The 11,695-nt window shown below is 70.1% G+C and carries 7 protein-coding genes; 4 read left to right on the top strand and 3 right to left on the bottom strand.

Annotation, left to right across the window (positions count from 1 at the left end; all coding sequences use genetic code 11):
• Positions 1 to 44: 44 nt before the first annotated feature.
• Entirely contained in the window at positions 45 to 1,622 is a 1,578-nt protein-coding gene (locus AA0Y20_RS00530) for a hypothetical protein (RefSeq protein ID WP_412936557.1), read from the bottom strand.
• Between the two features lie 229 nt (positions 1,623 to 1,851).
• Between AA0Y20_RS00530 and AA0Y20_RS00525 the strand changes: the two genes are divergently transcribed.
• From AA0Y20_RS00525 to AA0Y20_RS00515, 3 genes are all read left to right on the top strand, one after another.
• Positions 1,852 to 2,907 (top strand): ECF transporter S component, encoded by a 1,056-nt coding sequence (locus AA0Y20_RS00525; RefSeq protein WP_412936555.1) that lies wholly within the window; start codon positions 1,852 to 1,854, stop codon positions 2,905 to 2,907.
• A gap of 34 nt (positions 2,908 to 2,941) precedes the next feature.
• Positions 2,942 to 5,536, top strand: a complete 2,595-nt coding sequence (locus AA0Y20_RS00520) for a LuxR C-terminal-related transcriptional regulator (RefSeq protein ID WP_412936553.1) — start codon at positions 2,942 to 2,944, stop codon at positions 5,534 to 5,536.
• Positions 5,537 to 5,733: 197 nt separating this feature from the next.
• Positions 5,734 to 8,310, top strand: coding sequence for a DUF5979 domain-containing protein (locus tag AA0Y20_RS00515; RefSeq protein ID WP_412936551.1), 2,577 nt, complete (start codon positions 5,734 to 5,736; stop codon positions 8,308 to 8,310).
• A gap of 82 nt (positions 8,311 to 8,392) precedes the next feature.
• Here AA0Y20_RS00515 and AA0Y20_RS00510 read toward each other — a convergent pair whose 3' ends face one another.
• Positions 8,393 to 9,328: an aldo/keto reductase gene (locus tag AA0Y20_RS00510; protein WP_412936549.1), complete on the bottom strand. Its 936-nt coding sequence runs from the start codon at positions 9,326 to 9,328 to the stop codon at positions 8,393 to 8,395.
• A gap of 115 nt (positions 9,329 to 9,443) precedes the next feature.
• Between AA0Y20_RS00510 and AA0Y20_RS00505 the strand changes: the two genes are divergently transcribed.
• The gene (locus tag AA0Y20_RS00505) at positions 9,444 to 9,932 is read left to right on the top strand and encodes an SRPBCC family protein (protein ID WP_412936547.1); all 489 of its coding nucleotides are present in this window, start codon (positions 9,444 to 9,446) and stop codon (positions 9,930 to 9,932) included.
• 55 nt (positions 9,933 to 9,987) lie between these two features.
• Here the strand turns inward: AA0Y20_RS00505 and AA0Y20_RS00500 are convergent, their stop codons facing one another.
• Positions 9,988 to 11,409: an HNH endonuclease gene (locus AA0Y20_RS00500; RefSeq protein WP_412936546.1), complete on the bottom strand. Its 1,422-nt coding sequence runs from the start codon at positions 11,407 to 11,409 to the stop codon at positions 9,988 to 9,990.
• Positions 11,410 to 11,695 lie beyond the last annotated feature (286 nt).

The following is an 11,695-nucleotide window of genomic DNA, read 5'->3' as shown; positions in this document are numbered from 1 at the left end:
CCCCCCATGGCCGGTGCCCCGCGCGTCGTCCTTCGAATACAGCGTCAGTCGGTGACGCGTCGTCTCGTCATCGCCAGCGCCCCGACCGCGAGCAATGCGGCCGCCCACATCGCGATGCCCCACGGTGCGGTTCCGCCCGTCGCCGCGAGAGAGCGCTGTTCAGCCCGCGTCGCGACGGCGCTCGCCGCGGGGGCCGCTCCGTCTCCACCGTCGGCCTCGGACGACGAGCCGCCCGTTTCGGACCCGCCCGTTCCGGACCCGCCCGTTCCGGCGCCGGAGTCCGGGCCGCCCGTCGCGGGCGGGGTGGTCACGTCTGCGGCGCGCACCTCGACGGGGCTCCAGCCGAGGGTGGTGCCGTCGTCCGTGGTGAGTGCGAGGCGGTGGGCGCCCGCGGGGATGTCGGAGGGAAGGGCGAACGTCGCGATGCCATCTGCCGTGACCGTGGCCACGCCGAGGTAGCGCGGCTCGGAGAACAGCCACCCGTGGATCGCCATACCCGCCAGATCGCGTCCGACGTTCGCCGTCACCGTGGTGCCGGGGACGGATGCGCCGTCCACGACGACCCCGCCGCGGTTGTCGCCGGTCAGCGCGTCGGGATCGGGCGCGGCCGGTCCGGTGACGGGACTCGTGGATGCCTGGACCGAGACGGGCGCGCTCTGCCCCGCGACGTTCTGAGCGACGACCGTCAGCGTGTATGTCGTCGAGGGGTCGAGATCGGTGAACCCGAAGCGTCCGAGACCCTGGACGTCGTCGACCTCGCGCGTTTCGGTGCGGCCACCGCCCGTGAGGGTCGCGGTGTAGGTGGTGGGCAGATAGAACGGCCACACCCCCTCCGGGAACGGGTTCTGCAGCGGGGCGGCCCAGATCTCGCCGAGCAGCGCCGTGGGGCTGCTGTCACGGATCGTCACCGTCGGCTCGCCGGGTACCTCCGGCACCGCGAACCAGATGTTGCGGGTGCCCGTCGAGCCGTGACTGTTGTGCAGGCTCGCCTCGATCTCGTACGTGCCTGGCTTCAATCCGGTCAGGACGAAGACGGTCCGGGTCGTCGAGGTCCGCGTGATCGGCTCGCCGCCGTCCATGGGACGGACGATGAGCTCGTATCGCTCGATCGGTCCGCGCTCGCCGATCGGGCCGACGCCGATCTCGGCGCCATCGACCCGGATGCTGATCGTGACTCCCGTCTGCGGCGGCAGATCGGCGACACTGTCGTCGTCATCGTTGCCAGCACCGGACCCGTCGTCATTCACGTAGCCGGGTGCCGTACTGACCGCCGCGGTCTCAGCAGGCTTCGGTGCGGGCTCGGCAGCCACCACCGCAGCCTCCGTCGCGGCAGCTTCCGTTGCCGCAGCTTCCGTTGCCGCAGCTTCCGTCGCGGCAGACTCGGTGGCGGCAGGCTCGGTGGCGGCAGACTCGGTGGCCGCAGACTCCGCCGCGGTCGACTCGGTGGCGGCAGCCACCACCGCAGCTTCCGTCGTGGCAGACTCCGTCGCGGCCGACCCTGCCGGATCGACGCCTCCGGCCGACTCGTCGGCATGGGCCGGCAGCGCCAAGCCGGCGACGACGAGCGTCGCCGCGATCAGGGCGGCCGAAGCCGCGGCGAGGGAGGGATGTCTCTTCTTCATAAGTCCTCATCGAGAGCGAATCGCGGCCCGCGCCCCAGGTGGCGAGCCGTCGATCTCACGGTGGCATCGGTTGCCCGGCGACATGGGCTGTTCGGGCAGCAACGCGTGTTCGCGAACAATCCCGAACACTCCGGTCCGCGGTCATCGATAGAGTGAACGCCGCCGGGCGAGGGGTTCTCGGCACGTATGCGGTTTGCGACATGCATCCGTTCGAGGGCTGGGAGTGCACGTGCAGGACGACGAGATGCGATTCGGCGAGCCCGATTCGCTCGACGCGATCGCGGGGGATCTGCTGGCGCTGAAGGATGCCGCAGGGCCGGTGTCGTACGCCGAGTTGGTTCGCCGCATCGCGCAGCTCCGGGTCGAGCGCGGTATGAACCCGGCGGCCGCGCAGCCGCCGAGGACGACCGTGTACGACGCGTTCCGGCCGGGGCGTGCCCGGGTCGATGTCGGGCTGCTGCGCGATATCGTGCTCGCCCTCGGCGCCGACGCCGACGAAGCCGACCGCTGGGTTCTCCGGTACCAGCGCACCCGCCGGACCGATGATGTCGGTCCCCGCGTCGCAGCGGCGCCCCGTCCGCGTCCCGCGACCGGGGCACCGCGGCAGGCGACGTCTCCGTTGACCGCCCCGCATCCGCTCGTGTCGCGCCGGACGCAGGCGCTGATCATGCTCGGGTGCCTGATCGTCAACTTCATCGGGATGTCGACGGTGCAGCTGCTGCACCTTCCCATCTACCTCGACATGGCCGGCACCGCGGTGGCGGCGATGGTCTTCGGCCCCTGGGCGGGCGTCGTCGTGGGGCTCAGCACGAACGTGTTCGGGTTCGTCGTGGGAGCCCCGGGTGCCGCCCCCTTCGCGCTCGTCAACGTCGCGGGAGCACTCGTGTGGGGATACGGCATCCGCCGGTTCGGTATGGGGGCCGACCTCTTCCGCTACGTCAACCTCACCCTCCTCGTCGCGGTGGCCTGTTCGCTCGTGGGCGCTCCACTGGGGGTGCTGATGTTCGGCGGATACTCCGGGCACGGGTCCGACAACGTGACCTCGTCGATCGCAGGGCTCGGTCTGCCCGTCGTCGCGGCAGCGTTCTCGGCCAACATCCTCACGTCGGTCATCGACAAGCTGCTCTCGGGATTCATCGCGCTCGTCGGCATCGCGATGCTGCGCAGCCGAGTCGCCGTCCCTACCGCGCAGATCCCGCTCGTCGAGCGACTCATCGCGCCGAACGGTCGCGCTCCGGGCGCCGGGATCGGTCTGATCCCGCTCACGCATAGGTTCATTTCCTAGGCTTCTCGTTTCGGTGACGAATCGAGGTGCAGGGATGAATCGGATCTCGGCGGGGGGAGCGGGGTTCGACTCGGCCACCGGTGTGTCCGACCGTCCTCGGTTGACGCGCGTGCTCGAGTCGCCGCTGGTCCGGCTCTGCGTCATCCAGGGGCCGAGCGGAGCGGGTAAGACGACGCTCGTCCGGTCGTGGATGCTGCGGGCCGAACAGCCCCGCGGTGTCGTGCGGGTCTCGGTGCCCTCGGGCATCACCAGCACTCGGATGCTGTGGCACCGGGTGATCGTCGCTGCGGGGCGGCCCGGGAGGCTGTCGGCCGAGACCGTCGCCGGTGCCGATGCGCTGATCGACACGGCCCGTCGCCTCATCCCCGCCGATCACCCGGTCGTGCTCGTGCTCGACGCTTACGAGCGGCTCGGCGAGCTGACGGAGCGGGTCGACCACGATCTCCTGCGTCTGCTCGCCGCGTATCCGATGCTGCGAGTCATCGTCACGACGCGCGGCGAGACGGCCCTGTCGGTGGCCGCACTCGACGACGGCATCACCCGCGTCATCTCCCGCGGCGAGCTGGCCTTCACGGCCGGTGAGGTCGGCACGCTGCTGCGCGAGCAGGCGGGCATCACCGACGAGCGGGTCGCTCGCCAGGTGGTCGCGGCGACGGGCGGGCTGGCGCTCACCGTGCGCGCGGCCGTCCAGGCGATCTCGCAGGTCGGTCACATCCCTCGTCTCGACTCCAGCGAGTGGAACGGTGTCATGGCCGACCGGATCGCGTCTTCGCTCGGCGATCCCGAGACGGTGGAGTTCGTCACCGACACCGCCGTGCTCCCCTTCGTCGACGCCGCTCTCGCCAGCCGGCTGACCGGAGACCCGGATGCCGAGGCGCTGCTGACGACGCTGGAGCGAGACGGCTTCGGTCGATGGATCCCCTACGCCTCCGGCGGGCGCGTGTTCCAGTACGTCGAGACCGTCAAGGATGCGTTCCGTGCGCGCGCTCAGCGCGACGGCGACCGCTACCGGCGCATGTGCGTCGCTGCGGCGCAGGCGATGCTCGACGGCGGCACCGCCCTCGCCCATGCCCTCGAGCTGGCCGTCGAGGGCGAGGACTGGGCGCTCGCCGATCGCGTGCTCGCGCACCTCGCCGCGTCGAGCGCCGACAGCCACCCGAGCGATACGTTGCTGCCCGTGCTGCAGCGCGTGCCGCGTGAGGTCCTTCCGCGGCATCCGATGCTGGCGTTCGGTCTGGCACTCGCGCTGTCGGCCAGTCCGCTGCGGTGGCCCGAGGCCGCGGGCGTCTTCGAGACGGTGATCGACACCCCCTCGTATCCCACGTACTTCGCGCCGGAGCTCGACGAGCCGACGATGATGAGCGTCCGCGCGACGGCCCTTCGGCTCCGCGGAGACTGGCGCGCGTCGAACGATCTGAGCCTGGACGCGCTCGAGCTGGTCTCCCGGATCGAGCCCGAGACCGCGTCGAGGTTCGGGGAGCACCTCGGGGCCATGCTGCGGCAGCTGAGCCTGTCGCTCTGGCAGGGAGGACGCCTGTCCGAAGCGATGACCGCGGCGACACGGTCGGCGGCGGCCGGCTCGAAGCCGGCGTCTCGGAACTCGTCGACCGCGCTCGCCGCGGCCATGACCGCTCCGGCGGGCGACACGGTGCGGGCGCGGGCGATGCTGGCGACCCTCGATCGCACGGCGTGGCCCGTCGACGCCCCGCGGCCGGTGCTGGCGATCGGTCTCGCGGCCATCGCTGAGACCTGGATCAGCTTGGACGCGCTCGACTTCCGGGGCGCGACGAGGCATCTCAAGCTCGCGCCGACGGCATCGCAGTCCGAATGCTGGCCGCTCGCCACCGCGACGAGCCTCGCCGTCTGGCACGGCAAAGGGTTCGCGGCGGCCGAGGCGGAGCGGGTGTGGGCCGAGCTCGAGCGGGGCGACCTGCCCGGGATGGGTGAGAACGTCGCGAGTCAGCAGCTGCACGCCGCGCTCGCGCTGGCCTGGCTCGCGGCAGGCGATCACCGGCGGGCCGCCGAGGCACTCGAGTCGCAGCCCGACGACAGCCCCATGCTGTCGCACGCGCGCGTGATGTGGTTGCTGGCCGAGCGCCGTGACGCCGCCGCGTTCGAGCAGGCGGAGCTCGAGCTCGCGCTGCCCGGGCACACGATCCGTTCACGCGCCGAGCTGCAGACATCCGGCGCGATCGCGGCTCTCCGGGTGGGCGACGAGGAGCGCGCCTGGGCCTGGCTCGGAGCCGCTGCTCTCGTATCCGACCACTACGGCGCGCGGATGCACGTCGCACTGCTGCATCCGCGCGATCGGCTCGCGCTGGGCGACTTCGCTGCCCAGCGGAATGCGCTGGTGCTGCAGCGCTACCTCAAGACGCCGGGCCGGGCTCGTGCGGCCGCCCGGCCGGTCGCGGTGCCGCTCACCGACCGCGAGAAGGTCGTCCTCACGGCGGTCGACAGGCACGGGAGCACCCGTGACGCCGCTGCGGCCCTGTTCGTCTCGCCGTCGACGGTGAAAGCTCAGCTGCAGTCGATCTACCGCAAGCTCGGGGTGACGTCGCGCCGTGCCGCCTGCGAAGTGGCTCGCGAGCTCGGCATCCTCGACCCGAAGGTTCCCCTGCGCCTGCCGTGAATGGCCGTCCGGGTACTAGTCCGAGGACGAATTCCCTCGTCGAAGGACTAAGCCGAGCGTCTGACGTCTCCCGCGCGTGGCGCGGCCTGTAACGGTAGATGTGCCTCGCGACGAGCGCGGCGAAACCGTTGTCGCCGATGGCCGGACGACACAGACGATGCGCTCGGACGATATCCCTGTGCGTCGGGGGAGGATTCATGGAACATACTGCTGCGGGCGCGCGCCCGCGCCGAAGGAGTGCGGCGAGCGCCGTGCTCGCCGTCGCCCTGCTCGCCGTCGGATTGTGGGGCGGTGCGGGGCCGGCGGTTGCCGCCGGGACGTCGGCCGTGCTCGACACCGTCGAGTTCACCAACAACACCTTCCAGGACCAGTCGGTCCAGACGCTGAAGGTGACCTGGCATGCGAGCGAGTCGCCGGCGACGCCGACCCTTCGCGTCGAGTTCGATCTGCCGTCCGAGCTCATCGGGCAGGGCACGACGTTCAGCATCGGCAACGGCACGTGCACTGTTACGGCGAATCGGGTCGAATGCGTCATCGAAGATGACTACGTGCTGGAGAATCCCTACGACATCCGGGGCGAGTTCGAGATCCGCGCGCAGGTCGACCTCAAGAACGTCGCGGACCTGCCGGGAGTGACGTTCACGGTGGGTGGCGTGTCAACCCTGCCCGTGCACGTCGATTCGCGGTATTGCTCGGAGAACTGCGAGTACGGCGGCGTCTGGGGGCCGTGGAAGAGCGGCTGGTACGACAATCCCAACGACACCGTCCACTGGTGGGTCGGGGTGCCGACCCGAGGCGACGGCATCCAGTCGGCTGACGACGGGCTCTCGCTCGCCCCGGGGCAGACGGTCACCGTCACCGACCGCTTCGACGAGACCAACCCGTTCACGCTCGTCGAGGGATCGCCGCGGGTGCAGCGCGCGACCTGCGTCGCGGTGAGCGAATGGAACGATCCGTCGCTCATGTGGGTCGACCTCGACCGCTCGCAGTACACCGTCAGCGACGGCGGACGACAGGTGCAGTTCGTGACGACCGCCGGCGAGGGGTGCGCCGGGCAGGATGCCGGTGAGAATGCCGTCGCGCTGACCGGATCCGTGTACCAGGTCAACTGGGACACCATCGCGCAAGACGGCGGTAAGGGCGTGTCGGGGCCGGGCTCGTACGACAACAACGCGACGATCGAGATCGACGGGGTCGTCAGCGACGCGGGCTCGACCGCGACCCGTTACGACAGCAGCGGGTCGGCGACCGGACAGAGCTATGCGCGCTTCCAGCTGCAGAAGACCTTCGACACCGCGGCGGATGTCATCCGGCCCCACGGGATCCGGGTCGACTACACGATCGAGTACCCCGGCGGCATCCCCGCTCCGACGTCGGGCACCATCGAACTCGACGCCGGCAACGACTGGTCGTACACGAGCCCCGAGATCTACGCCGGCTCGACGGTGACGCTGTCGGAGGTCGACCCATGGCCCAGCAACGTCGACGGCTCGGCCGTGCTGACGCTCGACGGTGCGCCCGTCGCAGCCGCCCGCGACGGATCGTTCAGCTTCACCGCGACGCACTCGTCGACGCCGCTGGCCGTCAGCCTCACGAATGCCGCGACGCTGCAGACGCAGGTCATGCAGGCGCGCAAGGAGCTCGACAACCCGGATGGCGTCCGGATGCCGGAGGGCACCGCGTTCGAGCTGACCGCGTCGTGGCCCGCGAACCCCGAGCTGGCGATCGCGGCCGGTTCCGCGTCCGTCGAGCTGCCCGCCGACGGGTCGGTCGTCGAGTTCCCGGCGCTGCCCGTGGGGGCGGAGGTCAGCTTCGCCGAGACCATGCCGGCCGATGTCGCCGGCGGCACGTGGATCGGATCGACCGTCTCGCCGCAGACGCTGACCATCGGGCCCGGCTCGGTCGGCGCGACGGTGACGGCGACGAACGTCATCGCCCGCGATGTCGGCTCCTTCGCGATCGAGAAGAAGCTCACCGGTGACGCGGCCGACCTGGTCGTCGACCGTACGTTCGAGGTCGGCTACTCGTGGCCCGCGAACGGCGACCTCGGGATCGAGGCGGGATCGGGTACGGTCACGGTCACCGCGGATGAGGATGCCGTCACGGTCATCGCGCCGGCTGGCGCCGAGGTCACGCTGAGCGAGGCCCCCGTCGCGATCACGGGCGGGACGTGGGCTGCGCCGACCTTCGAGCCGGGCAACACGCTCACCCTCGTGCAGGACGAGACCGCGCGGATCACCCTGACCAACCTGATCGACCTGAACACCGGCGGGTTCTCGATCCACAAGGTGGTCGAGGGCAACGCCGCCGGTCGGGTTCCTGCGGACGCCGAGTTCACGGTGCACTACGCGTACCCCGCCGGTGTCGGTTTCGGGGCCGCGGAGGGCGAGCTGACCGTGGGTGCGGGTGAGACCGTGACGAGCCCGCAGCTGCCCTACGGCGCGGAGGTCACTCTCACCGAGGCCGCACCCGCGGATGTCGAGGGCGCGACGTGGGAGGCTCCCGCGTTCAGCCCCGCGACCGTGACGATCGGTGATGGCACGGTCGTCGAGGTGACGCTCACGAACACGCTCACCGCGCCCGAGGTCGTCGTCACGAGCCCCGGCGGCTCGTCCACGTCGAACCCGGGCGGGCTCGCGGCCAGCGGTGTGGCTGACGGTGAGGCGATCGTGTGGTGGGTGACCGGCTCGGCGGTCCTCATGCTCGCGATCGGAGCGGTGGTGCTGACGGCATCTCGCAGGCGGCGAGCCCAGTCCGGAGCGGCGGCCGAATAGGCGAGCCGTCGCGGAGCGACAGCGGGTGGCCGGAGCGAATCGATCGCTCCGGCCACTCGTTCGTTCGGTCGTACCTCCGGGCTCAGGGCACCTTGTGGCCGGCGGCCTGGATGAGCCCGTACCACTCGCCGCGTGTGAGGGGGATGTCGCTGCCTTCGGCGGCATCCGCGACGCGCTGGGGATTCGTGGTGCCGAGCACGACCTGCATGCCGGCGGGGTGGCGGGTGATCCACGCGGTCGCGATGGCGGTGGGGGTGACGCCGTACTTCGCGGCGAGCTCGTCGAGCTTGGCGTTGAGCTCGGGGTACTCCTCGGCGCCGAAGATGACGCCGTCGAAGAAGCCCTTCTGGAACGGTGACCACGCCTGGAGCGTGATGCCGTTGATGCGGGAGTAGTCGACGAGTCCGCCGCCGTCGCGGGTGATCGAGTCGTCTTCGCCGGCCATGTTCGAGGCGAGCCCCTGCGCGATGAGCGTCGAGTGCGTGATCGACAGCTGAACCTGGTTGGCCACCAGCGGCTGGGTCACCGCCGTCTTCAACAGGTCGATCTGACGGGGCGTGTGGTTCGAGACGCCGAAGGCGCGGACCTTGCCCGACGACTCGAGGTGGTCGAACGCGCGGGCGACCTCGTCGGGCTCGACGAGAGCGTCGGGACGGTGGAGCAGCAGGACGTCGATGCGGTCGGTGCCGAGCGCTTCGAGCGACTCCTCGGCCGAGGTCACGATGTGCTCGTACGAGTGGTCGAAGTGCCACTCGTCGGCGACGATGCCGGTCTTCGTCTGCAGTGTGATCTCGTCGCGCTCGGATGCCGTGAGCTCGAGCGCTTCGGTGAACCGTCGCTCGCAGGCGTGGCGGGTCGAGCCGTAGAGGTCGGCGTGGTCGAAGAAGTCGACGCCGACCTCGCGGCAGCGGTTGTAGAGGGCGCGGATGTCGTCGTCGGAGAGCTCCTCGATCCGCATCATGCCCGCGACGACGTTGGGGACCTGGATGTTGCTCTGACCGAGGGGGACGCTGCGCATGATTCTCCGTTGACTCAAGGGCTGGGTGGACGGTGCCGCTCTTCAGCGTATGCGTATGCGTATGCGTATGCGTCGCGGGGGCGTGGTGCGCGGTGGGGCGTGCCACGATGGGCGAGTGCCTGTCGTCGAGTCGCGTTGCGTCGTTCCCGTGCCCGTCGACGTCGCGTTCGCGGTGTCGCAGACGCAGGGAGAGGTGCGGAAGCGGTGGGATCCCTTCATCCGGCGGCAGCACCTGATCGGCGCGGATCGGCCGGCGAAGGGCGTCCGCACGTATACCGTGCAGCGGTTCGGGCTGGCGATGGAGAGCGAGTACGTCTCGTACAACCCGCCGTCGAACGTCGGGATGAAGATGACGAAGGGCTCGTGGTTCTTCGCGCGCATGGGCGGTGGATGGCGGTTCAGCCCGGTGGAGGGTGACCCGTCGCGCTCGCTCGCGGTGTGGCGTTACAACTTCGCCTGTCGCCCGGCGTGGCTCGCCCCGCTGGCGGAGCGCATCGGCGCCGTCATCCTGCAGCGCGACATCGACCGGCGGATCGCGGGGTTCGCGCGTGGATGCGAGGATCCCGTCGTGCTCGCCGAAGCGGGGCGCATTCGGGGAGTGTGAGGGCGCCGACCAGCCCCGGCTCGTCTCGATCCTCGTTAGATCCACCCAGACCCGCTCAGAAGGGCGGCGGCTCGTCCCTGCCCGGCCCGGGCGGTGGCGCGGCACCGGTGTCGGGGACGAAGCAGACCGATGGAACCGGAACGTCCTCGCGGTAGACGCGGCCTAGGGGTGAGGTCCATTCCAGGACCCCGCCTCCCACCTGTTTCACTTCCCAATTCGTGAATTGCTTCATCGAATGGTGTCGTTGGCACAAGTGGGCGAGGTTGAAGATGTGGGTGTGCCCGCCGAGGGCGTAGTCGATCGTGTGGTCGAGTTCACAGCGAATTGCGGCTCGGCGGCATCCGGGGAATCGGCAGTGCTGGTCACGCGCTTTGAGCAATCTGCTCATCGCGGCGGGCGGACGGTAGGTGTCGACCTCTACCGGGGTACGAGTGATGGGATCGACGAACAGTCGGTTCCAGATTCTGGCGCGGCCGGCGAGCTTTCGGGCGGTGTCGGCGTCGATGAGGGAGGCGCCCACGAGTTCGGCGGGGGCGTCATCGGCGCCGGTCACCGTCTCGGAGGTCAGCGTCACCTGCACCTGGGCCCGGATCGCACCCAGCGGACCCGCGCCGTCGCTGCCGTAGGTGGGATCGACCACGGGGGCTCCGCCGAGCAACAGGTCGCCGAGGATGTCGGCACGCAGCTGATCCATCGTGCGGATGTCGGGCGTTGCGGCATCCCCCGCGGGAGAACCTGCGGCCGCGGCATCCTCCACGGGAGAATCTGCGGCCGCGGCATCCTCCCTCTGCGCCTCCGCGGCGGTGGGGCGGGCGTCTTTGACGGACTGCGCCATGGCGGTGAGGCGGTCGTGGATGCCGGTGGCGATCACCGTCGGAAGTGTCGCGCCGAGCTCGGACATGCCGTCGGCGCCGTGGGTCACCCAGACACCCCGCTTCGCCGCGGCGGTGCGGTGCCGGTCGGTGAATGATTCGGAGCCGAGGCGTGCGGCGAGGTTGCGGAGCGGTTCGCGCACTCGCGATGCGATGTCGCGCTCGCAGATCGAGATCGCCTGGCGCGCGTAGTCGTCGCGGATGTCGTCGGCGAGACGGCATCCCATCCGGACGATCACATCGACGTGGTCGCGCGTGATCCGTCGCTGCTCCCACGCCTCGAAGACAGCGGGGTAGTCGTCGACGATGGTCAGTGCGTGATCGATCTCGCTCTGCGCGCGTCGGTCGTGCGACCGACGCACTCCGGCGATCTCGGCCGCGATCGAGCGCATCTCCATGTCTGACCCCATGCCGCGGGGCCGCTCGCCCGAGCGCGCGGCTTGGCGCAGAGCGGTGCGTCCCGCCTCAGCAAGCGCACGGGTCACCGCGATGTGAGCGGCGTGAAGCAGGTCGTCTGCCTTGGACACCCGATCGACGATGCCCGCGTACGGCGAGCCCGACGAGCCGGCATCCGGTTCGTGTGCGCTGTCGCCGTTCGATGTCATGTTCCCATTCTGCCTGGGGGGTAAGACATTCCCATCGAATATCCGTACATCTGTAGAGAACAATTTCGCAGGTCGATTGGGGAGGAACGGTGGGCGTCGCTGAGTCCGATCAGCCGGCGAGCTCCCGCCATTTGCCGTCACGACGTGATGAATTGAGGTGCGGGGATGAATCGGTTTTCGGCTGGGGCAGCGGGCATCGCGTCGGCCCCGGTGTGCTCGACCGGCCGCGGCTGGGACGTGTGCTCGCATTCGCCGATGATCCGGCTGTGCGCGATCCAGGGTCCAA

The organism is Microbacterium pratiae (assembly GCF_047302165.1).
Taxonomy (GTDB): Bacteria; Actinomycetota; Actinomycetes; order Actinomycetales; family Microbacteriaceae; genus Microbacterium.
The sequence above is the reverse complement of the archived record's forward strand: the minus strand, read 5'-3'. Positions and strand labels throughout refer to the sequence as shown.

Bases quoted from the DNA above. Each gene is read 5' to 3' on its own strand.
- AA0Y20_RS00530 (WP_412936557.1), bottom strand. From the start codon at position 1,622: ATGAAGAAGAGACATCCCTCCCTCGCCGCGGCTTCGGCCGCCCTGATC.
- AA0Y20_RS00520 (WP_412936553.1), top strand. From the start codon at position 2,942: ATGAATCGGATCTCGGCGGGGGGAGCGGGGTTCGACTCGGCCACCGGT.
- AA0Y20_RS00515 (WP_412936551.1), top strand. From the start codon at position 5,734: ATGGAACATACTGCTGCGGGCGCGCGCCCGCGCCGAAGGAGTGCGGCG.
- AA0Y20_RS00510 (WP_412936549.1), bottom strand. From the start codon at position 9,328: ATGCGCAGCGTCCCCCTCGGTCAGAGCAACATCCAGGTCCCCAACGTC.
- AA0Y20_RS00500 (WP_412936546.1), bottom strand. From the start codon at position 11,409: ATGACATCGAACGGCGACAGCGCACACGAACCGGATGCCGGCTCGTCG.